At 39.9% G+C, this 26,646-nt stretch carries 23 protein-coding genes; 11 read left to right on the top strand and 12 right to left on the bottom strand.

The annotated features are described in order from the left end of the window. Nucleotides 1-22: 22 nt before the first annotated feature. From AAG807_RS15800 to AAG807_RS15775, 6 genes are all read right to left on the bottom strand, one after another. Nucleotides 23-466 carry a PaaI family thioesterase gene (locus tag AAG807_RS15800; protein ID WP_341906013.1) on the bottom strand — a complete coding sequence of 148 codons (444 nt, stop codon included), beginning with the start codon at nt 464-466 and terminating at the stop codon, nt 23-25. After that, a complete protein-coding gene (locus AAG807_RS15795) occupies nt 463-1,314 on the bottom strand; it encodes a mechanosensitive ion channel domain-containing protein (RefSeq protein ID WP_341906011.1) in 852 nt (283 codons plus the stop codon). The genes AAG807_RS15800 and AAG807_RS15795 overlap by 4 nt, the downstream gene beginning before the upstream one ends. Nucleotides 1,315-1,407: 93 nt before the next feature. Then, nucleotides 1,408-2,229, bottom strand: coding sequence for a 1,4-dihydroxy-2-naphthoyl-CoA synthase (gene menB / locus AAG807_RS15790; RefSeq protein WP_341906008.1), 822 nt, complete (start codon nt 2,227-2,229; stop codon nt 1,408-1,410). A 151-nt stretch (nt 2,230-2,380) separates the two neighbouring features. Next, nucleotides 2,381-3,286, bottom strand: a complete 906-nt coding sequence (locus AAG807_RS15785; protein ID WP_341906003.1) for an AAC(3) family N-acetyltransferase — start codon at nt 3,284-3,286, stop codon at nt 2,381-2,383. 2 nt (nt 3,287-3,288) lie between these two features. Further along, complete coding sequence (locus AAG807_RS15780) at nt 3,289-5,400, bottom strand: WG repeat-containing protein (protein WP_341906001.1); 2,112 nt, start codon at nt 5,398-5,400, stop codon at nt 3,289-3,291. 121 nt (nt 5,401-5,521) lie between these two features. Beyond that, complete coding sequence (locus AAG807_RS15775) at nt 5,522-5,776, bottom strand: type B 50S ribosomal protein L31 (protein ID WP_294861933.1); 255 nt, start codon at nt 5,774-5,776, stop codon at nt 5,522-5,524. Nucleotides 5,777-5,888: 112 nt separating this feature from the next. On the opposite strand from AAG807_RS15775, the gene AAG807_RS15770 reads away from it, so the two are divergent. Further along, nucleotides 5,889-7,292 carry a right-handed parallel beta-helix repeat-containing protein gene (locus AAG807_RS15770; RefSeq protein WP_341905997.1) on the top strand — a complete coding sequence of 468 codons (1,404 nt, stop codon included), beginning with the start codon at nt 5,889-5,891 and terminating at the stop codon, nt 7,290-7,292. Here AAG807_RS15770 and AAG807_RS15765 read toward each other — a convergent pair. Next, nucleotides 7,289-7,843, bottom strand: a complete 555-nt coding sequence (locus AAG807_RS15765; RefSeq protein WP_341905994.1) for a hypothetical protein — start codon at nt 7,841-7,843, stop codon at nt 7,289-7,291. The genes AAG807_RS15770 and AAG807_RS15765 overlap by 4 nt on opposite strands. A gap of 196 nt (nt 7,844-8,039) precedes the next feature. Between AAG807_RS15765 and AAG807_RS15760 the strand changes: the two genes are divergently transcribed. Next, a complete protein-coding gene (locus AAG807_RS15760; protein WP_341905991.1) occupies nt 8,040-11,060 on the top strand; it encodes a CotH kinase family protein in 3,021 nt (1,006 codons plus the stop codon). A gap of 96 nt (nt 11,061-11,156) precedes the next feature. Here AAG807_RS15760 and AAG807_RS15755 read toward each other — a convergent pair whose 3' ends face one another. Continuing rightward, complete coding sequence (locus tag AAG807_RS15755) at nt 11,157-12,083, bottom strand: malate dehydrogenase (RefSeq protein ID WP_341905988.1); 927 nt, start codon at nt 12,081-12,083, stop codon at nt 11,157-11,159. 254 nt (nt 12,084-12,337) lie between these two features. Between AAG807_RS15755 and AAG807_RS15750 the strand changes: the two genes are divergently transcribed. After that, nucleotides 12,338-12,907, top strand: coding sequence for an RNA polymerase sigma factor (locus AAG807_RS15750; protein WP_294861925.1), 570 nt, complete (start codon nt 12,338-12,340; stop codon nt 12,905-12,907). Continuing rightward, nucleotides 12,904-14,157: a hypothetical protein gene (locus tag AAG807_RS15745; RefSeq protein ID WP_341905984.1), complete on the top strand. Its 1,254-nt coding sequence runs from the start codon at nt 12,904-12,906 to the stop codon at nt 14,155-14,157. The genes AAG807_RS15750 and AAG807_RS15745 overlap by 4 nt, the downstream gene beginning before the upstream one ends. An 8-nt stretch (nt 14,158-14,165) precedes the next feature. Here AAG807_RS15745 and AAG807_RS15740 read toward each other — a convergent pair whose 3' ends face one another. Genes AAG807_RS15740 through radC form a run of 3 tightly spaced genes read right to left on the bottom strand, consistent with a single transcriptional unit; the run spans nt 14,166 to nt 17,097 of the window. Beyond that, nucleotides 14,166-15,104: a GSCFA domain-containing protein gene (locus AAG807_RS15740; protein WP_341905982.1), complete on the bottom strand. Its 939-nt coding sequence runs from the start codon at nt 15,102-15,104 to the stop codon at nt 14,166-14,168. Beyond that, nucleotides 15,101-16,384 (bottom strand): polysaccharide deacetylase family protein, encoded by a 1,284-nt coding sequence (locus AAG807_RS15735; RefSeq protein WP_341905979.1) that lies wholly within the window; start codon nt 16,382-16,384, stop codon nt 15,101-15,103. The genes AAG807_RS15740 and AAG807_RS15735 overlap by 4 nt, the downstream gene beginning before the upstream one ends. A 2-nt stretch (nt 16,385-16,386) precedes the next feature. After that, a complete protein-coding gene (gene radC, locus AAG807_RS15730) occupies nt 16,387-17,097 on the bottom strand; it encodes a DNA repair protein RadC (protein WP_341905976.1) in 711 nt (236 codons plus the stop codon). Nucleotides 17,098-17,233: 136 nt separating this feature from the next. Here radC and AAG807_RS15725 point away from each other — a divergent pair, with 136 nt between their 5' ends. The 6 genes from AAG807_RS15725 (at nt 17,234) to rluF (ending at nt 22,620) form a co-directional block, all read left to right on the top strand. Next, nucleotides 17,234-18,247 (top strand): metal-dependent hydrolase, encoded by a 1,014-nt coding sequence (locus AAG807_RS15725; protein ID WP_341905973.1) that lies wholly within the window; start codon nt 17,234-17,236, stop codon nt 18,245-18,247. A 43-nt stretch (nt 18,248-18,290) separates the two neighbouring features. Beyond that, nucleotides 18,291-19,136 (top strand): SDR family oxidoreductase, encoded by an 846-nt coding sequence (locus AAG807_RS15720; RefSeq protein ID WP_341905971.1) that lies wholly within the window; start codon nt 18,291-18,293, stop codon nt 19,134-19,136. A 32-nt stretch (nt 19,137-19,168) separates the two neighbouring features. Continuing rightward, nucleotides 19,169-19,687 (top strand): low affinity iron permease family protein, encoded by a 519-nt coding sequence (locus AAG807_RS15715; RefSeq protein WP_341905968.1) that lies wholly within the window; start codon nt 19,169-19,171, stop codon nt 19,685-19,687. Nucleotides 19,688-19,804: 117 nt separating this feature from the next. Next, nucleotides 19,805-20,965, top strand: a complete 1,161-nt coding sequence (locus tag AAG807_RS15710; protein ID WP_341905965.1) for a glycoside hydrolase family 3 N-terminal domain-containing protein — start codon at nt 19,805-19,807, stop codon at nt 20,963-20,965. A gap of 108 nt (nt 20,966-21,073) precedes the next feature. Further along, nucleotides 21,074-21,637, top strand: a complete 564-nt coding sequence (locus AAG807_RS15705; protein WP_341905962.1) for a hypothetical protein — start codon at nt 21,074-21,076, stop codon at nt 21,635-21,637. 86 nt (nt 21,638-21,723) lie between these two features. Beyond that, nucleotides 21,724-22,620: a 23S rRNA pseudouridine(2604) synthase RluF gene (gene rluF, locus AAG807_RS15700; protein ID WP_341905959.1), complete on the top strand. Its 897-nt coding sequence runs from the start codon at nt 21,724-21,726 to the stop codon at nt 22,618-22,620. A 232-nt stretch (nt 22,621-22,852) separates the two neighbouring features. Here rluF and AAG807_RS15695 read toward each other — a convergent pair whose 3' ends face one another. Then, nucleotides 22,853-24,634 carry a PDZ domain-containing protein gene (locus tag AAG807_RS15695; RefSeq protein WP_341905956.1) on the bottom strand — a complete coding sequence of 594 codons (1,782 nt, stop codon included), beginning with the start codon at nt 24,632-24,634 and terminating at the stop codon, nt 22,853-22,855. Nucleotides 24,635-24,758: 124 nt separating this feature from the next. On the opposite strand from AAG807_RS15695, the gene AAG807_RS15690 reads away from it, so the two are divergent. After that, complete coding sequence (locus tag AAG807_RS15690; protein WP_341905953.1) at nt 24,759-26,639, top strand: SpoIIE family protein phosphatase; 1,881 nt, start codon at nt 24,759-24,761, stop codon at nt 26,637-26,639. The last annotated feature ends 7 nt before the right edge of the window (nt 26,640-26,646 follow it).

Below are 26,646 nucleotides of genomic sequence, written 5' to 3'. Positions count from 1 at the left end.
TAATTAAATCATTGATAATTTCTCAGAAAACCTTCTCGCTGATCTTTGAAACCGGGTATGCATTCATCGTTGCGGAAGCCGTAGCTACTAATTCTCCTTTTTGATTGGTTACTTTCCCCTCCACAAACAAAATGCGCTTTCCTGACTTCGTAACGCGGGCATCTGCTGTTAAAACATCATCCTTGTGAGCCGGATTGAGAAATGAAATCGTCAGATTAACTGTCGAAACCACTTTCATTTCTTCACAGACTTCCGTCAGACAAGCTACGCCAAGGGCAGCGTCGATCAATGCAGCAACTGAACCACCGTGTGCAGCAAAAGGTGTTGCCAGGTGCTCCTTATTGATCATCATTGTATACAAAACATGCCCCTTCTTTTCCACTTTGAAATCCATGCCTAGCAAATCACCAAAGCGATTCCAAATGATGTACTGTTGAATAATGGGATGTTGTTTTAAGTCTATCATGGTTTTGCTTGCTGCATTTGTACGATGTGTTCCTGAGGTGAAGTTAAATTTAATCCTTCTTTGGCAAACTCTTCGTAAATTCTTCTATTCAACTCATAGTAGACTGGCCAGAAATCATTGGTTTTAGCCCATGCTCTCACCGTAATCATGACAGAAGCCCCCAATTCTCCCAATGCCACAAAGGGCGCTGGATCCTTTTTCACTTTCTTGTCTTCGGATAAATATTTTAAGATCAATTGATGTGCTTTCACATAATCGTCTCCATAAGAGATCGGAATACTCCAATCAACTCTCCGAACATTTGCCTTCGTGAAGTTTGTCAAAGGTCCGTTTGCGATTGGTCCATTTGGAATTACAATCACTTTGTTATCCGATGTATGCAAATAGGTGTAGAAAATTTGGATTTCTTTCACCGTACCCTGTAAAGTTTGAGTCAAAATCGTATCTCCAACCTTGAATGGTTTAAAGAGCAAGATCATCACTCCACCTGCAAAATTGGAAAGTGTTCCGGAGAAAGCCATACCGATTGCCAAACCGGCAGCACCGAGAATAGCGACAAATGAAGTCATTTCAATCCCCAATTGGGTAATTGCTGTGACCACAACCAGTATTTTGAGGATTATCGTCGTTAAGCTGGATAAAAAAGTGATCAGCCCCACATCCACTTTTCCACGAGTCAAAATGCGGACAACCAAACGACCTATCCATTTTGAAATCCAGAATCCGACAAAAAGAATGATAGCAGCAAAAATCAAGTTTGTTCCTGATTTCACCACCCATTGTTTACCTTCTGTTAAACTGAATCCGAAAATGCGCTGAAAATCAGCTTCAATATCTAAAAGAGCCATTTTATTAATTACGAATTACAGTGCCTTCGACTGCGCTACACTTATGCTGAAGCTTAGCGGAGTCGAAGTGACCTTTTCAATTTTCAATTATGTTTACGGGAACTTAGGGAATTGTTGGAAATTCGGCTCACGTTTCTCCAAAAAGGCACGTTTTCCTTCCTGAGCTTCCTCCATCAGATAATACATCAATGTGGCATCTCCGGCAAATTCCATCAAACCGCGTTGTCCATCCAATTCTGCGTTCAATCCCCGCTTGATCATACGAAGAGCTAATGGAGAACGTTTCATCATGGTTTGGCACCATTGAACGGTTGTATCTTCTAAATCCTTCAAAGGAACCACTTTGTTCACCATTCCCATTTTCTCTGCTTCATCCGCAGTATATTGCTCACACAGAAACCAAATCTCGCGTGCTTTTTTCTGCCCCACATGACTTGCAAGGAAAGACGAACCAAATCCTGCATCAAAACTTCCCACTTTTGGTCCGGTTTGACCGAAGCGCGCATTTTCAGAAGCAATTGTAATATCACAAACTACGTGAAGTACATGTCCACCGCCGATCGCATACCCATTCACCATGGCAATAACCGGTTTAGGCAAAGCTCGTATTGCTTTATGTACATCCAAAACATTCAAACGAGGAACACCGTCTTCAGAAATATATCCCCCTACTCCTTTTACATTCTGATCTCCACCGGAACAAAATGCCTTGTCTCCTTCACCTGTCAAAACAACCACACCGATGTCTTGTCTTTCGCGGCAAATTTCCAACGCATCCAACATTTCCATGTTTGTTTCCGGACGGAAAGCATTGTACACTTTTGGTCTGTTGATGGTGATCTTTCCGATTCCATCAAAGAATTCGAATTTGATATCCGTATAGGACTTGATTGTAGTCCAGTTTCTATTTGACATGTTCTGTTTTTTTAGATTTTACAAAAATAGCAATGCTTGCATAAAATATCCTATTCTTTGTGTTCTCATTTTCTTTGCGGTAATAAAACCAACTATCTATTAACCGCTAAGAAGCAAAGATCGCAAAGCATTTGAACAACTCTTATTTCTTTTATTTCTCTCCTGTTGGCGTATACATTGTAACACCATTTGCAGTATATTCTTCAATCATGACTTCCAGCATTTTAGAAGCATCAAAAACCAACGTTTTTGCTTTCCCTATAGTGGAATACTTCATGACTCCTTTTGTTTCGAATAGTGGCAGTAACTCGTCGCATTTGCGTTTGGCAGATTGTTCCGGGTTGTGCACTTTCACAGAAACAGGGACAACTGTTCCATCTATCCGCTTCACCGAAACAGAAAACACTTCGGGGTAATAGACCGGAAATTTGAAATCAGTAACAGCATCTTCCAAAACGTGCAATGAAGTCCCCGCATTATCGAGTGTCACTCCAATATAGAGAATCTTTCCATTCGCCTCTGCAAGTCGCGCAAAAGGACTGCTTTTAGTGTAAGGTGTCAATTCCCCCAAATGACCATTGGTGAACCAATCCGCTTTCGGACCGAAACAACAAACGGGTTCTGTAGGACTTTCCGAACGTTTTACACCTGGAAGGGTTCTGAAATATTCCGTGATTGCTCCCATTTTTGACGCATCGTTTTGAACATCGAATTGGGTCAGATTTCGGATGTAATCCAGCTGATAACCTGCATTGGGAGAACTCGGCATCAATAAATTTCCGGTTGTTCCGATAACAGTCAATAATGCATCTACCAACGTTTTCGGTCCACCTTCCACATATCCGATCTTTGAAAAACTGCTGTGAACCAAAACAGAATCCCCTTCCTTTATTTCACAATTCCTAAGCTCCCGGATTAGTTTATCCAAAGTAAGACCTTCGCCTTTTTCGGCTTGTTCCCGGATTGATTTCCGTTGTTTATTCTTCTTTCTTTCCCGATAAATATTCAGCAAGCTACCTGGAACAATCGAGCGAATAAAGTTCTTTAATGCAGACATGATTAATTCAGGATCGGTTTGATCAGTTTGTTCTCAGGAACATAGAAATAATGTAATTCAGTTCCTTTCGTAAGGATATAAAAGTCGTCCTGAACTTTCCGGATTTGGACATATTCCATTGGAACAACCAATTTCCCCTTGTTGGTATAAATACCATAAAAAGCACCCAATGAAACCAAAAAATGAGAATCATCCAATGCCTTGATCGTAGTATGCTCAACCGGAATAACTGTTTCTCCTTTTGCATTGATCGCACCTTTCAAAGTCAACAACTGAACAACGCCTAGCCCCGACTTGAAGCTTTCTGCCGTTTCATACATTGGAGGAACAACCACTTGATTTTGCAAATTAATGTATCCCCACTTAGAAGCTTTTTCAAAAGCAATCAAGGAAGAAACTCCTCCTAATTTGGAATAAGAGAAAGGAATGATGGGTTTTCCGAATCGATCGATAATCCCAAATTTATTTGCTTTGGAAACTTTTGCATACATTCCCACAAACTCTCCTTCCGTCTTGGCGTTAGTGAAATAATCAAATGTTGCAGGAATGGCTACTTCTCCCTTTTTATTCAGATAACCGATCTTATCATTTGAAATAATTAGAGCTCTGTCTAAAACAAGTGTTCCGATCTCTTCAATTGGAGGAGTTTTGAGTTCATCCCCCTGAAAATTTGCCAACTTCGCCGTTTCATCGCCTTCAACAACGATTGCAGAATCACCAAACAAATTGATGGACTCATACAAAGGTTTCACTTTAAAGGAACCGAATGCGTCAATATATCCTTCCAAACCTTTGAAAGTAACCTTCGCCATTCCTCCGGAAAAGGAGAATGCTTCTTCGTATTGTTCCGGAATCCGGGGATATCCTAATCCATCAAAATAACCGTACAGACTATCTTTAATCGCATAAATCAAGCCTTCGGAAAACTGTCCGATGTCCTTGTATTGCGGTTCAACAATGTAGGCACCTGACCGGTCAATGATCCCAAATAAGGTATCCACCTGTACAATTGCCCTTCCTTTATCGAAATCATTCGCACTGGAAAATTTGAAAGGAACAACCACTTCATTGGCCTTATTCACGAATCCGTATTTGCCGCTTTTTTCAGCCCATGCCAAACCCTCCTTAAAGAAACCAACCGTACTGTACTGGGCAGTAATAACGATATTCCCATTCAGGTCCATCCAGCCAAACTGACCTCCGTTTTTATACGGAATAATCTGCTGCGAGCTCAACTTCTTATCTTTCGTAATTTCATCCTTGTAAGGATAGTTGGGGTATTCCGTTTGAAATTTCTCCAAACGTTCCAATGAATAATCGGACATGTAGAGCTGGTAGAGTTTTCTCCAGGCATTTTCTACATTTCGGTTCTTCGAATATGTTTTGATAAAGAGTTCATAATCTTTCACCTGATTGCGGGCTGTGCTCAAATTATAAACCTGGTCTTGCGCATCAGTGACATAAGGATTGGAAGGGAATTGTTTTTCAAATCCCAGAAAAGAGGAAATCGTTTTCCCATCCGTGTTTTCCTTGTACTGCAAACGGTAAAAATTATTCAGTGCTTCCTTTTTAAATTCGGATTCCGGGTATTTCTTCAGGAACAGGTCAAAAGCAGCTGAAGTATTTGCTGATTTCGATTTCAAATAAGCAATTGAATCACGGGAATAGATCGCCCGAGTATGTTCAGCTGCCCAGGTATTGTTTTTCTGAAATTGGTCGTATGCCTCTTCGGAAGGATTTTTCAAAACAATCCGAAAAAGACCGGTTGAAATCTCTTTCCTCAAATTTTCAATTGCGAGGTAATCAAAATTGTATTTTTTGAGCGCTTCCTTCTGCTTGTCCTTCATCAGGCCATAACTCTTTTCCGAGCGGACGATTTTGGCATACGCTGAATCCAACTGATGAAAAGGATTATCCGAACGGGAGTAAATCACTGCCAATCCATAATTCGCTGCGGATTCATTTGATTTGATCGACTTTTCAAATTGTTTCTTTGCTTCAAAGTAATTGAATTGATTCAAAGCCTTGAATGCATCGTCGATCGAACCTGCTTGTACGCTATTAAAAGCACAAAGAATAAATAGAACTAAAATTTTAATATGCAGTGAACTCATGATACAAATATAACCAACTCCAAATTAAAGGCAGTCCAAAAGAGAGCCAAAAGCTCAAAAAAAATCAAAAAAAAACCCTGATGAAGCTAAGCTTATCAGGGTTGTTATTTCGAGGTAGAAATTACTTTTTGTATTTTCCGTAACGATTGTTGAATTTATCGATACGACCTGCAGTATCCACGAACTGTACAATACCTGTAAAGAACGGGTGAGACTTGTGAGAGATATCTAATTTTACCAATGGATAATCATTTCCATCCTCCCAAGTAATTGTTTCTGAAGTATTAGCAGAAGAATGACATAAAAATGCATACTCATTTGTCATGTCTTTAAACACTACTAATCTATAATCTTCCGGGTGAATACCTGCTTTCATATGTTTGTTATTCTTAATTTTGTTCTTATTCGAAAATTGGTTTGCAAAGATAATCAAACTTTTTAATTCACAACAAAAAAAATAAAATGGATTACATTTCGTTACTTTTGTCATGATGAAAATAGTAAATCTTATTTTTGGAGTCGCAATTTTAGCCTCTCTTACATTAACGAATTCCGCTTGTAAAAAGAAGAATCTGTTCGGGGACGGTAATTTAAGCTTCTCAACCGATACCCTGGTGTTCGATACTGTTTTTACCACAATCGGCTCAACGACAAAGTATTTCAAGATTTACAACCCGCAAAGCAAGGCGCTGAAAATTAGTCAGGTTGAACTGATGGGTGGTTCCGCATCCAAATTCAAATTGAACCTCGACGGACTGCAAGGAACCAGTTTTTCCGACCTTGAAATTCCATCCGGTGACAGTTTATTTTGCTTCGTGGAAGTGAAATTAAGTGTGAATGGTCAAAATTTACCCGTCATTGTAGAGGATTCAGTCCGATTTACGACCAATGGAGAAGATCAATATGTGAAATTGGCTGCTTGGGGACAAGATATGTATTACCATTATTCCAATATAGGAGCCGGCATCTTTGACTTAAATGAGGGAACCTGGCCGAATGACAAACCGCATGTCATCTATAATTCAGCATTCGTGGATTCAGCTAAAACACTCAATATTATTGGAGGAACACACATTTACTTGCACAAAGGCGCTATTCTTTGGAATTACAAGGGAACTTTAAATATTGACGGAGATTACAATAATAAAGTAACGATTCAGGGAGATCGACTGGAAGCTGCTTATAAAGATGTTCCCGGTCAGTATTACGGAATCTATTTGCAAGAAGCAAGACCTTCCTTGATTGACAATGTCGTGATTAAAAATGCCATTGCAGGAATTCATGTCGATTCACGGGATCCCGCTTTCTCTCAAAATACACTCACTATTTCCAATACCGAAATCCTTAATGCGGCAAGCTATGGGTTATTCCTGTTTGACGGACCGAAAGTCTACGGTGAAAATGTGTTGGTTCACAGTACCGGCGTACATTCCTTATTGGTTATCCAAGGAGCGGATTTCACATTCAATCAATGCGATTTTTTAGGATATGGAACGGGAGAAGGCACCACGCCTGCAGTTGGAATTTCGAATTACTACACCAATTCACAAGGAACAACGGTAGCTCAAATCCCAAACGCCAATTTCAATAATTGCGTCATTTACGGAAGCAACGGTGAACATTTAGCCATCGATACGATCCAAACCGGGGGATTAACCTTGAATTTTCATTTTAGAAATTCAGTGATTCTGAAGTCAAATCTTGGGAATCCGATGTTTACATCCTGTTCCAATTCAAATCCAGCATTCGTTAATCCGAATGGTGATGACTTTAAGTTTTACTCCACTTCCAGTTTGAGTAACAATGCTAATCCGACTTACTCAACGGCACAGGATATACGTGGATTTGGAAGAAATTCACCTCCTGATATTGGTGTTTATGATCTCCCTTAATCTTTCGATTCGGCAGTTTTAAATCTCCATTTCTCACTTTTTCCGACGATATTCAGGTATTCTCCGTAACAAAGATTCAGACTGAGCTTTAGTGAAATGCTATGTAGTGAGGAATCATACGACTGACGCACATCCGTTCGAAAATAATAGCCGTAATTCAGAGATAATACACCGAATAAGGTAATCCCTACTTCAGGAAGTAAAAAAGTAGATTTCCGGGCAAACAACACCGAGCTTTGCACATTGAAACCGATTGGATCTTTCAAGCGCTGATAAATCCCGCGTATGGAAATACCATCACGCCTTTCATCAACTAGGGTAATCCACTTATAAGTGCTTTCAATCCCATAATAATTAATAACATCGTTGGTAAGTCGTCCGCGGGTGGCAAATACATTCGCTCCCAATTCAAAAGACTTCAGATCTACGAAATTCTTTTCTATGCTGATTCCAGGTTTATAGTGCAATTTAACAACTCCAACCCTGTCCTGACCAAAAAGGATCAAAGGAAATTGAAAGATTAGTAGTAAAAAAAGAAATTTGGTCTGCATGGGTTGATTCTTTAAACATGTAAGCCGATTCAAGGTAAGAATTTCTTCATGAAAATGGACATTTTGAGTAAAAAACGTAGTTCGCCTTTCATTCTAACAACTGATTGGCTTATCAAGTATCCGGACTTTTTCATTTCCAATCTAAACGTGGAAATGATTATTATTGTGCAGAACATCAAATTACTACACATTGCTTATGAAATTCAATACATTCATTTTCGCACTTGTTTGTTGCGTTTTTTCTTTTTCCTTAAACGCCCAGATTGTTATCAATGAAGGCAGCAACCGGAATTATTCAACCATTGCAGATGAGGATGGTGAATTCCCGGATTGGATCGAATTGCACAATACCACTTCGGACACGGTTTCTCTCTTCAATTACTCATTGAGTGACAATCCATCGCAACCTCAAAAATGGACATTCCCTGCAATCAATTTGCTCCCGAACGAATACAAGACCGTTTTTTGCAGCGGAAAAGACCGGAAGCCCATTTCAGGTTTCACACATGTGCTTACTGCATCCAATTACACACCAACAACAGGTTGGAATACGCATACATTGACAACTCCTTTCTATTGGGATGGTGTTTCAAATATTCTGGTCAACACCTGTTCGTACAGCGGAGCCGGTTATACACTCAATTCCATTTTCAATCAAAGTACGACCCCTTTTGCTTCCACCGCTTTTGCCTTTCAAGACAACAGCGATGCCGCTTGTGGCTTCTCTTCCGGAAATACGGCAAATCAGCGACCAAACATGAGATTCAATGGATTTTCTGTTGGAAGCGGAACCATTCAAAATTCGGGAACCGACTACCCTGCCCCCTATGGAAACTGGTATTGGGGAGCGAAACACCAATTGCTCATATTAGCATCCGAATTGAGTGCAGCGGGATTAACTGCCGGTTACATCAACTCCTTTGGATTCGATGTAGTGAGCACAGATCCGGGCATGGTTTACGATTACATCGAATTTGACATGATGCTGGTTTCATACGCTTCATTATCGTCCAATTTTGAGATGGTCAACCCTAACCAGTATCAACATACCAATTTTTCCATTTCAGGCTCCGGCGAAACTATCGGTCTATACACTCCTTCACAAACCCTTTTAAATAGTTTATGGGTTAATTGTCAGAATTTGGATGAAAGCCGCGGATTACTTCCGGATGCGAGCAGTAATTTCGTGACATTCGGATCGCCAACACCTGAATCAACCAACAACGGTTCTCAAGGATATAACGGATACTTTCTTCCACCTGTTTTCTCCGCTCAATCGGGTGTCTACGGTACAACTGTTCTCGTAACAATTGCCAATACAAATGGTTCGGGCTCCCAGGTCTACTATACCACTGATGGAAGTACACCAACTACCTCTTCCACTTTATATACAGGAAATCCTGTTCCTGTTCTTTATTCCAGCGTTTTACGTGCACGTGTTTTTGGCACCGGTTTTTTACCCAGCAGTATCACCCAAGCTTCCTATTTACTGGGAATCAACCATGAAACACCAATAATCTCTCTCATCACTGACAACCAAAACCTATATGGACCAGATGGTATCTTTGATAATTGGCAACAGGATTGGCAGCGCGCTGCACACATCGATTATTTTTCAGAAACCGAGCAGTTATTATTCTCCAGGAATACAGGTATGCAGATCGATGGAGGTTATGGAGGAAGTCGTTCCCACCCTCAGCATTCGTTCCGCTTGGAATTGGACAATGGAACTTTAGGTGAAGGTCCAGTCAATTATCCGGTAATTCCAAACCGTCCAAACAGAACAAAATACAGCAATTTTTACATCCGGAACGGAAGCAATCAATGGCTCCAATTTCCTTATAAAGATGCCTGTCAGGAAGAAGCGATGTCTGCAACGACAAACAACTATTATTCTGCCTGGCGTCCTGTGACAGTTTACATCAATGGATCTTATTTCGGTTTGTATGAATTGCGTGAAAAAATCGACGATGAGTTTTTCAAATTGGCGGATGATGCACACAAGGATTCTTTAGACATTTTGTCTTTGAGTGCATGGAACAATTCTGTTTTGCGTTCAGTGACAGGAGCTCCGGTAGATACATTCAATACGGTTTATGCTGCTTTCAACAACTTAAATCCTGCTTCCGTATCCTATTGGGACCAGGCGGATCAGTATTTCGACCAAACTTATTACACGGATTACATCATTGCGGAATCATGGATGGGGAATACCGATTGGCCTCAAAACAACATCAAGATCTACCGTTCAAATAAAACCGATTTCCGTTACCGGTTTTGCACCATTGACATGGAACTTGCGCTGGCACCATTTTCCTGGTCTGATTGCTACGATGACCACATTGCCTATATGATGGGACAAAGCACAGGCAATCCATTCATTAATATTTGGTTAAAAGGAATTCAGAACAATCGATTCAAGGATTACTTCATCAACCGCTATGCGGATCTAATGAATACCGAATACCTTCCAAGCCGCTTAATCCCATTGGAAGATGGTTTTTTCAATCAAATTGCCGTGGAAATGCAAAAGGAATATGCGCGTTGGGGAGACCCGAACAACATTCCTCAACAAATGACCGATTTGTACAACAGTCATCTCACATTCCAGGATCAACTCACCGAACGAAGCAATCAGGTTAGAGATCACATCGAAAACAACTTCAGTCTACCCAATCAAGTGAACCTGGTTTTGGACGTACATCCTGCCGGAGCCGGGAAGATTCATATCAGTACGATTGAACCGGGAACCTATCCGTGGAATGGGATTTACTTCAACGGGGTACCGATTAAAATTGAGGCGATTGCCAATCCCGGATTCACTTTTAGTAATTGGGGAAACAACGGAATCATTGCGAATGTCCTTTCACCTGTATATTTAGACACATTGGATGTCACAGCGATTCAATTTGACGCTTATTTCACTGGGAGTGGTTTAGGTTTAGCTGAAAATAGTCAACCTAACGGATTCAATCTATATCCGAATCCTGCACAAGAACAAGCTATTATAGTGAATCTTCAGCAAACAGCAAATGAATCTTTGAAGTACCAATTGGTCGATTTATCCGGTCGCATTTTGGAGTCTCATGCACTTTCTGTTACCCAAGCGGAAACACCTATAAATCTATCGGGGTATCCCAATGCAATCTATCTAATCCGCATCGTTTCAGGTACGGAAATGGTGCAGCAAATGCGATTAGTTAAAATGGGGAAATAATTGAACTTAAGACAGAGTAAAAGATATCTATCATTATAAGACAAAAAAAACCGGTGCAACCAAAGCTGCACCGGTTAAATATAAAGTGATACTTACTTAGTATTTAAGGTCTCCGTTTATCTCTCTTACAGCATCTGCTGCTTCAGCAAACTTCGCTTTCTCATCTGCAGTAAGTGTGATATCTACGATCTTTTCCACTCCGTTTTTCCCGATAATTGCAGGAACTCCCAAACAGATGTCACTTTGTCCATATTCACCGTCAAGCATCAAAGAACAAGGAATCATTTTCTTTTGGTCACAAGCGATTGCCTGAACCATTACGGAAACAGCTGCACCCGGTGCATACCAAGCTGAAGTTCCCAAAAGTTTCGTCAGGGTAGCCCCTCCTACTTTCGTTTCTTCAACTACATATTTTTGCTGCTCATCACTTAGAAATTCCGTTACTGGAACACCATTTCTTGTTGCTTTGCTTAATAATGGAAGCATTCCTGAATCACTGTGCGCAGCGATCACCATACCATCCACATCAGAGATCGGGCTTCCCAATGCTTCTGCCATTCTATATTTGAATCTCGCAGAATCAAGTGCACCACCCATTCCGATAATCTTGTGTTTAGGAAGACCTGAGGTTTTGTGTACCAAATAAGCCATGGTATCCATTGGATTGGAAACAACAATAATGATCACTTCCGGAGAATGCTTCACTAGGTTTTGCGTAACATCTTTCACGATACCTGCATTGATTCCAATCAATTCTTCTCTGGTCATTCCTGGTTTTCTAGGAATACCCGAAGTGATTACGGCTACATGAGATCCTGCAGTTTTACTGTAATCCCCTGTTGTTCCAGTAATTTTCGTGTCGAATCCGTTAAGTGATGCTGTTTGCATTAGATCCATTGCCTTACCTTCGGCAAATCCTTCTTTAATATCTACTAACACCACTTCTGAACAGAAGTTTTTCATTGCGATATACTCTGCACAGCTTGCTCCTACAGCTCCTGCACCTACTACCGTTACTTTCATTGCTATCTAATTAAAATGATACTTAATTTCTATAAATCGCAACGAATTTAAGAATAAAACTTTGCTCCTGCTGTAAATTTTGTATAGAAATAACGTTATTTGTAATTCAAAATTAAAAATGCAAAATTCAAAATAATTACAAGTCTGGAATTGTAAGCAAATAGTTCTATTTGCTTTTGCATTTTAAATTTTACATTTTGAATTTCTTTAAAGAGGCAACCCTATTGACAATCCTTCGTTATTGAGTAGAGACAGTGAAACAGAATTGGGAATTAGAAGATATAATTGAAGGCTGTAAGTCATCCGACAGGAGGGCACAGGAGCAATTATTCAAGAAGTTTTATGGTAAAATGCTTGTTGTTTGTCAACGGTATATTCGCGATAAGGATTCTGCCCAGGAAGTTTTACAAGAAGGTTTCATTAAGGTCTTTGAACATGTTAAGGGTTACGACAAGAAAGGATCTTTTGAAGGTTGGATGAGAAGAATTATTGTGAATTGCGCAATTGATTCAATCAGAAAATCTAAAAAGGATTGGGTGCTTAGCGATAACGACAATGATTTCAAATACATCCCTGAAGAAGATCAACTCGGGGAAGATTGGGAAATCACGACGTTAAAAGCTGAAGTTGCAATGGAAGCTATCAATAAGCTTTCTCCAGCTTACAAAGCCGTTTTCAACTTGTATGTGATGGAGGAATTTACGCACAAAGAAATTGCGGAGATACTTGAAATCAGTGAAGGAACGTCGAAATCCAACTTAGCAAAAGCCAAAATGAACCTACAGAATTATTTGAAACAGAAATTTACAAAAATTGCTCAATGAAGAACATTGACCAGATTATAAAAAAGTCCCTTGAGAACCATGAGTTGCCTTACAACGAGGCTGCATGGGAATCCATGTCTAAAAGATTAGACGGGACAACTCCTTCTCCATTCTACCGTAAATGGTGGGTTGCCGCTTCAATTGGTACCATACTAGTTGGTTCTGCCATCTTTTTCTCCTTGAACTCCAAATCGGAGTCATCGAAAGCTATTGAACCAAATACGCAAATAGCAAACGAATCAAATACCACAGTTCAAACGAATAAACCAACTGAAAATCGTTTGAATTCACATGATACTCCTCAAACAAACACATTAAGCGAACAACAAAATGCAAGCAATTCAACTGAAAAAGTTGAAGAAAGCACGAATCCTCATCGTATTTCCAATGAAATCCCTGAGGTTACTCCATCAAACAATAGCAATCCTCCAATCATCAATTCTCAAAAAAGTGAGAATGGTAATCATGGAACTCCGTCTGAGCAAAAAACTTACTTACCGGTTTTGATCACTCAAACGAATCTATGTATTGGAGACGAGATTGAAATTACGAATCCGAATGATGGGTTAGCGATTTCAGTTGTTCAAAACAACCGCACGCAAATTATCAAGGCAGGAAGTAAAAAAGTCATTACCGCTACTAATGAAGGCGTAATTGAAGTGGTGTCCGGTAAAACGGTACAGACAATTACTGTCAACAAACCAACCGATAAATTGTACATCAGCGCTGATCCAACAATCCTTTATGACAATGGTATTCCTTCGATTGAGTTCAATGTTGCAGGGAATGAATCCGGAGTTCAATGGAGTGTTGAAAAACACCATGGTGAAATTCGAAATGGCAATTTTATTGTTCATCCTTATACCGGAAAAGACATTACCGTAAAAGTCACCGGTAAAGATTTAAATGGATGTACTGTTAGCGAAACAAAAAACATAACGTTAAAAGAAGAATACAATCTACAGGCTGTTAACACATTTAATATCAATTCAAACGATCCTAGAAATACGAGATTCATGCCATATGCATTGATTGAGAGAAATGTTGCATTTGAATTATTTATTTACGATGCTAAATCAGGTCGCGTAATTTATAAAACGAACGATACTTCAAGTGGTTGGGATGGTACGGATATGAATACCGGATCTGTTGTTCAGCTAAATTCAATTTATGGCTGGAAAGTAATTATGAAAAATCCATTACCGGGAGAACCAAAGGAATATAAAGGAACAATTTTAGTAAATAATTAAAGATAGTTCTACCAGACTACTACTGGGTATTGGGAAAGGAAACTTTCCCTTTTTTGTTTCAGATTAGTTTGATATTCTGCTGCTTTCTTTGATTCGGGATAAAGTAACCGATGTTCTTCCATTTTACGAATTTTCATCAATTCTTCAATAATCTCATTCGTTCTATCCAAAAAAAGCTCCTGTTTCAGGAAATCCCAAACAAATTGGGTTGCCTGGTCCGTTGGATGAACTCCATCTGTTTCGAAATAACGGTAATCTCTCAATATATCATTTACCAGTTCATAGGCAGGAAAATAATGGATTTGATCGCCACTGAGTAAAGAAACCAAACGGAATAACTCCGATTTTGATCGGGAATCCGCTATCAGACCATCTCGCACATAGCGGACAGGACTCACTGTAAATATCACTTGAAGTGATGGATTCGCTTTCCGTAACTCATTCAATGCAAGGTGCCAGATGGGAAGCATTTTCCCGGCATCACTTAATTCCTTATCAAAAGTTGATTGAGCTTGTTGATGGCAATTCGCAACGATATTCCCGGATGATTTTAATCGGTAACCATGAGCAGAACCGAATGTGACTATCAGAATAGAAGCCTTCTCCAGAGATTCTTTCAGCTCTTTCAACTGATGGTTCATTAATCGCTCCAATTCTGGAGCATTCATTGCATACAGGGTGCTACTTGCATCATAACTCAAACTCACATCTTCTTTTTGGACAAATTCACTCCATTCTGTTTTACCGAAAGCCATTAAGATCTGCTTTGCTAAAGGAACCGGGTGAAAAATTACTCCCAAGGGATTATCAAGCACCTTAAAACCTGCTTTGCGAAACCAAGCCGACATATTGGTGGAGAAACATGAACCGAGCTGAACAATTGAATCACCGTGTTGAATTTTTGGAAGGGATTCCTTTTGACTTAAACTTGCTGTTGAAAGATTCATTTTAATTGTTCTAATGTGTGGTCAAACACTTTTTTCCATCCTTTCCACTTCCCGGCTTCAGCAATTGTTTCATTGTGCCAGATAAAACAAAAAACACCACCGTATCTCTTCACTTCAGCTACCAACTGGTCAATGACTGCCAGACTTTTCTCAATGCTCAGCTTTTTGTATTCCAGCAATGTTCCATCCATATAAGCAAAAGGAACAATCCGATAATGGGGAAATGCCTCATTCGTCAATAGATCAAAAAAGGCATGTTCATGCGCAGTTCCAGCACGAAAACCGTAATCATCCGCATATCCCATTGTAAAGTCTTTTTCGAATCCCTGGTCCATCATACGACGATAGGTTTTGGGCAGATTGAGTTTCAGAAAGTGCTGCCGAGATTCTCCAATTGGCTTGGAAGTGATGGTTTTAATGCGCACAACTTCCTGATTTAACTTCTCATCGGAATAATTGCTGGAATAGCTCGGATGCAATCCTAAATATCCGATGGAGCTCATTTCCAAAATCAACTGCTGATGCCTTTGATCATTCCAGGCAATATTCGTATCGTATTTGGCATAATTTCCTAAGTGCCAAAAAACGCGTGTCTCAGGATAATTTTTATAGATGGAACGAATCAATTCAAAAGCATCAAAGGGGTCTTCCAATTCTCCCTTTTGAACCAATTTTCGTATTTTAAGTCGTTCTTGGTTGTTTTTCACCAAATCTTTTCCATTAGACAACCAGGAACGCCAACCTTCCTTCCATTTAAAAGCGAAGGTATTATCGATGTCAAACGAAGGAATGATTTGAACACTTCTACCCAATTCCAATTGCTTTAAATACTTAGGAGAATGAATCCGGAAGAATGCTTCTATCCAATGCTCCACAATTTGAATATGCAACCAACCCAATTTGCTTTGGATACTTTCCTTTGAAGTAAACCGTCCATGTTCATCAGGAAATTTGACATGATATTCTTCATATCGGGTCAACACGTAGAAAATGGATGAAAGAGGATCCGAAACACTATCAAACTTCAAGCAATCAACTCCATGCCAGCTTCCCTTTTCTACTACAATGGATTCCCGGAATGTTTCTTCAAACAATAAGCTTGCCGGATTCAAACAAGGTGTATTCCCGAATTCGAAATCGGAATAGGAGATTTTAGTTCCTTCAAAAGATTCAAAAATAGGCTTGTCGTTGGTCAATTGGTATGCTAAACCATGCTCATTGAATACAAAATCCAAAGTGTAAATTAAGCGAACTGAAATTTCATCAACGTAAAACAGCATTTTCAAAGAAGTTCTTGATCTGAGAAGCTAAAATAGCCATTATCTGTGATAATGAGGTGATCAAGAACAGGCATTTCGATGAGTTCTCCGAATTGCTTGATTTGTTTGGTGATTTTCTTATCTGATTCGCTCGGTTTGCGATTTCCGCTCGGATGGTTGTGAGCCAAAATAACAGCTGAAGCATCCATATCAATTCCGTACTTAAATATGATTTTGGGATCAACATAGGTTCCTGAGACTCCTCCAATAGATAATTGCTTAACACGAATCAGTTCGTTTGCCCGGTTTAGGTACATCACGAAAAACTCTTCGTGACTCAAGTCTGTGAAATAAGGTCTAAGCTCCTTAAAAGCCCTTTCAGAACTATCCATTTTCGGACGTTTCTTAGTTCGGATTTCTTTCCTCCTGCGCCCCAACTCCAAAGCCGCTAAAATAGAAACTGCCTTCGATTTGCCAATCCCTTTGACTTCACAAAACTGCGACAATCTCAATTTCCCAAATTCATATAAATCACCTTTTGACAACAAGAGTAACTCCCTTGCCAAATCGACGGCTGATTTACTTCCGCTACCAGTTCCAATTAGTATTGCAATTAGTTCTGCATCCGAAAGCGAGTTTCTTCCTTTAAGCATCATTTTCTCACGTGGTCTGTCCTCTTCAGACCAATGACGGATAGTCATTTTTCGCACCTGCATTTTACTTTTCTTTTCCATGAAGTTACGAAAATAGTTTGGGTCAAAAAAGCATTTAACACACGTTTTTCCATTTTTATCAACATTTTAATCTTAATTTTTAATCAAAAAAAAGGAAATTGGTCCCGAATTTGAATTTAACCTTACTTTTATACGTATGGATTCTTTGACACAAATCGTACTGGGTGCCGCGGTTGCTGAAGCGGTTGCAGGCAGAAAAATGGGAGCTAAAGCAGCTTTATTGGGAGCAATTGGTGGAACCATTCCTGATTTGGATGTATTCCTGCGTTTCTTTTACGACCCTTTGGACGCAGCACTAGTTCATCGCGGATTTTCACATTCCTTATTATTTGCTCTTTTGGCTGGAACATTACTCACTTTTGTTTCGGATAAACTTACCAAACAACGTTACGCAAAAAGAATGTGGTTCTTGCTATGGTTTCTATCTATCGTCACTCACCCGCTACTGGATATTTTCACCAATTATGGAACACAGTTCTTCTGGCCATTTTCCTGGCGTTTGACCTTCAATTCTGTTTTCGTGATCGATCCGCTTTATACCATTCCATTCATATTCCTGCTTATTGGCGCACTTTTTATGAAAAGGGAATCTAAAAGAAGACGCATTTGGAATTGGTCCGGAATTATTTATTCTTCAGTGTATTTATTGTGGGGAGTCGTCATCAAACTGATCGTTTATAGCAATACCACTTCTTATTTTGAGCAAGCAGATATTCACCCAAAAAGAACCATGGTGACTCCTATGCCCCTGACTTCTTTCTATTGGGACTTGATAGTGGAAGACGATTCGAATTATTATGTGGGATACAAATCACTGTTTGCGCCATTTGACCCCAAAGACATAGAGGTCATTCCAAAAAATCACGAACTCTTGCAAAATATCAACTGGGAAGGAAATTCACGGATTGAAGAAATCGAATACATTACAAATGGTTTTTACGCCGTTGATTCGCGGTCGGATAGTTTGTTTATTTATGACTTGCGTTTTGGAACAACCGCTGCAATCACCAATGGAAAGATTAAAACCCCTTTGTTCGGTTATGGCTTCACTACAAAGGGACAAAAAATAGAAACACTCTTCTCACATAGAGCACGAGATTTCAGTAAAATTGACTTTAAGGTTTATTGGGATAAAGTTTTTGGAGAATAAGCCTACTTTGTTTTAATTTCTCAGGAGTTAAAACTATTTATTCATGAGAACTTCTAAGATTAAGGCACAAAAGCAGAAAAAGCCGGGTATGGAATCCAAAATGGTTCCCAAACCTGAGTACATCCGTAAGGGATACAAATCAAGTGGTAAACTCCTGAATAAAATTGCATTGATTACGGGAGGTGACAGCGGAATCGGAAGAAGTGTCGCGTTGCATTACGCCTATGAAGGAGCTCATGTTGCCATCGTCTATCTTTCTGAAAAAAAGGATGCAAAAGAGACCAAAGAACTTATTGAAGCTCAAAACAGAAAATGCCTGCTGATAAAAGGCGACCTTTCTGATGAAAAATTCTGTAAAAAGTGCATTGATGCCACTTTGAAAGAATTCGGGGGAATTAATATCGTGGTCAACAATGCCGGAACTCATTTTTCAGAGCGGGATGCAACGAAAATTACTACCGAACATCTGAAAAAGACATTCGAGACCAACATTTACCCGATGTTCTATCTATTAAAAGCGTTACTCCCCTATCTATCAAAAGGCGATTGTATTATCAATACTTCATCCGTAACTGCTTATCGTGGAAGCGACCATTTACTAGATTATTCAAGCACAAAAGGAGCTATTTCAACTTTCACCAAATCACTTTCCACCATGTTGGCAAAAAAAGGGATTCGTGTAAATGGTGTTGCACCTGGTCCGATCTGGACTCCCTTAGTTGTTTCCAGTTTTGATAAATTGGACGATTTCGGGAAGAATACACCCCTTGGTCGCCCCGGACAACCATCTGAAGTTGGTCCGGCTTATGTGTTTCTCGCCTCGCAGGACAGCAGTTATATCACTGGACAAGTTATCCATGTAAATGGTGGAGAAATAGTAGGAAGTTAGCCAACAGTAATCAATCACAAAACACAAGTAGTATGAAACAGAAAAAATCCGGCAAGCAATTTTTTGAAAGATTTGCGTCAAAAGCATCCAAAGCAGTAGGAAGTTCATATGCTTTTATCAGTGCATTGACAATTGTAATACTTTGGGCTGTCAGCGGTCCGTTTTTCGATTTTTCAGAGACCTGGCAGTTGGTCATCAACACAGGAACAACCATTATTACTTTCCTGATGGTTTTCCTCATCCAGAAATCCCAAAATAAGGATTCTTTGGCCATACAACTCAAGTTGAATGAGTTGGTCGCTTCCAATAGTGATTCGAGTAACCGACTGGTCGATATTGAAAGCATGACTGAGGAAGAAATGTTGATCGTCCAAAAATATTATCAGAAACTCAGTGAGTTGTCCAATAAGCATGAGCCTATAAAAACTTCCCATTCCATTGAGGAAGCACATCAGGACCACCAAGAAAAATATGCTTCAGCCTCAAAAAAACCGACCGCACGCAAAGCAACAACCAAACCTCCGACCTCCGGAACAGCAAAATCAAAATGAAGTTCTTTCACTTAAAAATGAGGGAATTCACTGTCGAATTGTTTATAAGTGAGATGGCAAAAAGCAATCGTAAGAAACTTTCGGCTTACATTTGCAGCAACTATGATAAAAATAGAAATGAAACATTGGATTACAATTTGTGCATGTTCCGTCTTATTACTTCAGGCTTGTGGACAAAATGCAGAAGGCACTAAAGCAGAACCTCAAAAAGAAGAACGAAAAGTTCCTCAGCTTCCGAAGATAAAACACACCTTCAAATTGACGGATTACTTAAGCGACAATGCAGATTTGGATAAGGATGTGGAAGATTTGTTCCAAACTTTGGATGATACCGCTATTGTAGCTCAATTGATCATGCCGGCAGTCGGAAGACTTGGAAATACTCCTCAATCCATTAAAGCTTTGATTGGAAAGCGTGCTATTGGTGGTGTTTTAATGTTGAATGGAACCAAAACGGAATTCACATCCTGGATCAAGGAATTCAATCAATTGAATGCAGCAAATGGAAATCCCGGATTTCTATACAGTGCGGATGCCGAACCAAGTTTGTTTAATCGGAAAATATCCGGTTCTTCAGTCGTTAAGAAAGCAAATGAGATCACCTCGCTGGCTGAAGTGAATCAATGTGCGGATACGATCGCAGCTACTTTAAAAGCCATTGGAATCAATTACAACTTCGCTCCTGTTGTCGATTTGGCGAAAAACGGAACAGTTGGATACCGCGGTTTTGCAAAAGTGGAAGCAAACAATGTTCCTTGGTCGAATGCCTTTATTGCACGGATGCAAGAACAAGGAATAATCGCTACCGCAAAACATTTCCCTGGACACGGATTGGTTTCAGGTGACACACATAAATCCCTTCAGGCAATCGACGGTGAGTTGAAAGAAGTTGCAACTTACCCCGGTTTGATCGAAAAAGGAGTATTGAGTATCATGATCGGACATTTAGCGGTGGTAAACAATTCGAAATACAATACAAACGGACTTCCTGCTACTTGCTCGAAAGTGATCATCACTGACTTGCTTCGCAAGGAACTTAGGTTTAAAGGATTGGTAGTGACGGATGCCATGAACATGGGCGGTGTTACAGCTGTAAAAGGAAATAGTGTGAAAGCGATTGAAGCTGGAGTCGATATCTTGTTAATGCCATTGGATTGTATGAAATCTCACGGTGAAATCCTGGCAAAATACCGTTCGGATGCAGCTTTCAAAGCAATTGTAGATGCCGCAGCAAAACGCGTACTTCGCATGAAATTATGCGCTGGAGCAATTAAATAACCTGGCAATTTTAACATTTGAGGTCGATTTTGAAATGAATCGGCCTTTTTTTTGCTCAATTGATTTTTGGCATTACTTTTATGGTGCTACTAAAAACTTAAAACTTATATGAAAACGATTGTTACGCTTATTGCATTAGTGGCTTGTCAGGTCATTTACGGACAAATCTTACACCAAACGCTTCGTGAAGATAAAACTCACGAATATTGGTTTTCCCTTGATCAGTATCAAAAACCGTTGAATTATGCTGTTGAAATTGCTCATTTGGGTGGAAATATCAATCGATTAACAGGAAAGATAAGCGGCAACAAGAAGAATGGAGCAATTGCAATCACAGATATCAAAGGCAAAGTACTATTCGAAAAGATATTGGGTCCGGAACTGAATTTTGAATTTGCTACCGATCAAAAGGAAATCGTGATCGAGTTTTCAGTCGACGGATTTGTCACCTACTCGAAAAAGATCAATGCGGAAACACTTTCTGTCCTCGTATTGAAATTACAACCGGAATCACAGGAGGAAGTTTACCAGATCAATGCTCAAAAGGAATTATCCACAAACGAATTGGACACCATCATGCAATGCGTGAACAATTGTGTTCAGTACACTGTCAATAAAGACGTCACATCTTGTGGAAAAAAGGGTGAATTCACCATCAGTGTTCAGCTTTAGCTTAGCTCAATTAGTGCAAATCCAACGAGAGATCAAATAGAATAAACTACCTTCGCATTCTTAATTCGCCTTTTTAATAAAGAGTCATGCAGGAATCGGTCAGATTAAACAAATTCATCAGCGATAGTGGTTACTGTTCACGCAGGGAAGCCGACAAATATATTGAGCAAGGATCTGTATTTATCAACGGTACACGCGCAATAATCGGCACGCAGGTAAAACCGAGGGATACGGTCGTGGTGAATGGACATACCATTCAACGAAAAGATCAGGAAGACGAACTATACATTGCCTTGAACAAACCCAAAGGAATCACTTCCACCACAGAAAAAGGAGTTGAAGATAACATCGTGGACTACATCGGTCACCCCAGACGCATTTTTCCGATTGGAAGACTGGATAAAGATTCGCAAGGATTGATTTTTCTGACAACCAATGGCGACATCGTAAACAAGATTCTACGAGCTGGAAATCAGCATCAAAAAGAATATATCGTCACCGTTGATAAACCCATCACTGCTGATTTTGTGGAGCGAATGGCTGCCGGAGTTCCCATTCTGGGTGTGGTCACCAAAAAATGTGTGGTCGAGCAGCTTTCATCCAATGTTTTCAAGATTATCCTAGTTCAAGGATTGAATCGCCAAATTCGAAGAATGTGTGAGTATTTTGGCTACAATGTGACCAAACTGGAGCGGACACGCATCATGAATATTGAACTGAAAGGGATTCCGTTGGGTGAATGGCGCGAATTGACGGATGCAGAAATGCGAATCATGAATGACTTGCTGAAAGATTCTACCGGAGAAGCTGATAAACCCAAAAGCAAACCCAATCCTGCCAAGAAAAAAGCACCGGTTCAGCAAAAGAAAAATTCACCCGAAAAGCCACGTACTTTTGGAAACAAACCTGGAGGAAGTAGCAGAGGTGGTGGAAAATCAACGAATTTCAAAGGAAAAAAGTCTGCACCAAGAGGACGAAAGTAAAACTCAATCTTTTCACCGCAAAGAACGCTGAGGACGCAAAGAAGTCGAAGCCATCCCTTTGCTCCTTCGCTGACCGCATGTAACCAAAGCTTTAGCGGCGGCACAAGCTATGGAGTCAAGCGTTCACTCTTTGTGATTCAATTAACCGCGAATTCCAAAGTTATTGAGGTCGATTTAAATAAAAAAACGGGACACTCTTTCGAATGCCCCGTTCAATCTATTTATTGATCTATTAATTCGTTGTCCGCAACCAATAATCAAACTTATTTTTGGAAGTTCCGTTTGGCTCTATCTTGAATGAAGGTCGTTCATATAGGGTCATTTCTACTGTCAGTTCCAACAACACATCATCTCTGGAAACTAGTAAAGTACACTTCTCGCCTTCTCCCAAACTTCCCACATAGCTTTCAACTCCGCTGTTATCTACACGCATGTTATCCGCTGCGATAATCTCATCCCCAACACTCAATCCTGCCGTTTCTGCAGCACTACCCGCTCTGATGGCTTTCACCATGCAATTTCCACCTTCCTGAGAAAGCGAGGCTCCAAAAGAAGTAACCGGTTTTCCAGCATAAGTCACATCCAATCCAATCTTACCGAATACTTCCTTGTAATTTGGAATTTCTGTCCCGTTCACGTACTTGTCAAAGAAGAAGTCCATATCCTGCCCCAGGAATTTCTCCAGGGATTCCTGAAATTCGATTTCGGTAAACCCGCGATTCTTCTTGATGTAAAACTCTTCATACAAATAGTGCATGAAATGATCCAACGACTTTGTTCCATTGAATTTATCGATAATCATTGCATCCAGGTAAGCACCCAAAATTGCACCTCTGGAATAGTAAGTCATCGTTGTGTTCGCACTATTCTCATTCGGACGATATCCTTTGATCCACGCATCATAACTCGAATGAGCAACCGGTTGAACACGCGAACCAACTGATCCTTCCACATAATTCAATGTTCCCAATAACTTTCTCAAGTATTCCTCTTTTGTATAATATCCAGCTCTTACCAATAACAATTCATCGTAATAAGAAGTGAATCCTTCCATCACCCAAAGCAATGAGGTATAATTTTCTTCATCGTAGTTAAACGGTCCCAATTGAATCGGACGAATGCGTTTCACATTCCATAAATGAAAATACTCATGTGCAACCAAGGATAAAAAGTCCTTGTAAGCTCCTCCGTATGTCCAGCGATTGACACTTAGAACACATGAATTGGCATGTTCCAATCCTCCTTGTCCATTTACCACATTGTGAATGATGAACGTATAATTCTTATTGGGGTTTTTCCCTGCGAATACTTCATTCTCCGATTTGACAATGCGAGCCATATCCACTTTCAATTCATCGATATCATAATTCCCGGCTCCGTAAATCGCCACCTTGTGTTTGGTTTCACCAACTGTAAAGTCAAATACTTCCTGGTTTCCGATTTCAAAAGGAGAATCCACCAACACATCATAATTTGGGAACTGAAAGGTTTGCCCCCCCTCTCCCGATTTTTGCTCGGATGATTTTTCCAGAGGCGTCGTAATGACTTTAAAATCTTTGTAAGGATAAACGGTTACTTCTCCTGCTTTGTCTTTATGTCCATCCAGATAGCAGAAAACTCCTGAATTTGAAACAAAGCCGTGTGTCAAATCCAAAAAGCTGGTCCGAACAGATAATTCGAATGCATAGACTTCGTATTGGACGCGGACCTTTTTTGATTTTCCGGTAACAATCTTCCATGCATTTTTGGAAGTCTTTCCAACTTTCAATTCTGCACCTTTTTCATCAAAGGCACGAACCAAATTTACATTTTTCGAAAACTCTCTTACTAAATACGATCCCGGAGCCCAAACCGGAATTTTAACCGTCAGATCACCCGCTTTGAATTCGGAAATTTCCATTTCAACCTCAAAATAATGATTTTGTGGTTTTGTCATACGCAATGCATAATGGATTTTCTGGGCGTTGATAATTCCTGCCAATCCAAGTGATAATAAAAGTAATACTGATTTCATTGCTTTATTTTAGTTTACCCAAATATACTTCTTTCCAAATAAATTCATCATTTTCTAATCCTTGTTAACAGCAATTTGACATGCGATTTACATTGTAGCAAAAAGAAGAGATGAATTTTGTACCATGAAAAAATCGTTGGTGGTAGTCCTTGGTGGATTTGGTTTGGTGTTGTTGATTTTCGCTTCTTTATCTTGGTATTTTAATCAAAAAATGCATGAAAAACAGGCTTTGCTTGTTAAATTGGACGACCTCTCCACTCAGGTTCAAGATCATAAAGACTGGATGGAACACATTACCAATCAGAAGATATGGTACGATTCCATTGCTAAAAACGAAATCGAATACCGAAGAAAAAATAGCTTCAGTCATGAATTGATTCGTCAGAATGTGACGGAGGTATTCTCTTCTAACAAAGAGGTGGAAAGAGAATTATTGTCGATGCTAGACGATTTATTACTCACTGAAGACCGTATTCTGAATGATATTTCAAAAATTGGGTTCAAGGAATTTGGTTACATTGGAAAAATGCGTGAAGTGATTCACCAGGTGGAAGAAACATTCCCTGAGTTTGATCAACAGATTTTGAGCCTCCGCAGGCATGAGAAAGATTACATCATGCGGAATGATGATAATTATGCAGAATCCCTTCACAAGGAAATTGAGAATTGGCAGGCTCGTGGAAATTGCCCTCCGGAGCTCATCCAATACCTTCAGTATTTTGATTCCGTGAGAAGTCGCATGCAAATCCTATTTGCAATCCCAAATCGAAACCATTATTCGAATTGGTCACTAAACGTTGCGAGTGTGCAGTCTAATCTGCGCCGTTTCAGAGGGGAATTTATCCGCGAGTCCTATTCCTTGTCCAATGATTCACTCACCATGCAATACATCATATCCGGAATCGCATTCCTGGCATTGATCATTGGAAGTGTTTATATCATAAAAAACATCACCATTCAAGTCAGCAGATTACAGCGCAGCATGAACGAGTTCATTTCTTCCAACTACCAGGATTTTGAAAGCATCTCCCCTCAACTACCTAAAAATGAAATTGGTCAAATCAGTATTCAATTCCTGAAAATGGCCCGGAAAATCAAATGGGATGTTCATTTACTGGAAGATCGTGTATCCAGACGAACCAATGCCTTACATGAAAAGAATCTCCAATTGGAAAAACAGCATACTGAAATGATGGATAGTTTGCGCTATGCTCAAAAATTGCAAGAATCATTATTGGTATCCAGAAAGCAACTGGTGCAGCATTTCGATCAAGTTCATGTGCATTACACCCCTAAAAATCTAGTCGGAGGAGATTTCTACTGGATGAAAAATTTCCGTGAAAACGGCGCTGAGAAAATTCTTTTTGCATTGGCAGATTGTACGGGACATGGAGTTCCCGGCGCTTTATTGAGCGTTTTAGGCATGAATACATTGGATGAATTGTTTGCCGATGGAATCCGGAAACCCAATGAATTGCTGGATTCCTTGCGTAAAACCATTCTCCGTCGGATCAGTTCGGAAGAAGAACAACGCATGGATGGAATGGACATAGCCATCTTTTGCTTGGACAAACGAAGTCGCGAGTTGCATTTCTCAGGAGCTCAAATGCCTCTATGGATCGTGCGGAACGCTGAAGTCATTGAATTGAATGGCGAGCGGGTTCCAATTGGCTTCACCTATATGAACCATCTCGAGTTCAAGTCGCAGCACCTCATTCTGGAGGAAGGGGACAAATTGGTTGTTTTTACAGATGGCATTGTGGATCAGTTCGGAATGGAATCAAATAAGAAATTTGGGAAGAAACAACTACGTCACCTCTTATCCCGCTCTTCCGACCAAAACGGAAGTGTTTTGTATAACCGTCTGATGAATCAGTTTTCCTTCTGGAAAGGCGAAGGGGAACAAACGGATGATTGTACGTTCATGATTTTGGAACCTAAGTTTGTGAGAACAAGAAATTTGAAGATTGAGACACCTATTGCAAACGAAAAAGTGGAAGTCTAATGAGTCA

The sequence above is a fragment of the Fluviicola taffensis DSM 16823 genome, assembly GCF_943372375.1.
Classification (GTDB): domain Bacteria; phylum Bacteroidota; class Bacteroidia; order Flavobacteriales_D; family Crocinitomicaceae; genus Fluviicola; species Fluviicola taffensis_A.
Note: the sequence above shows the minus strand (reverse complement) of the source record. Positions and strands in the feature narration are given on the sequence as shown.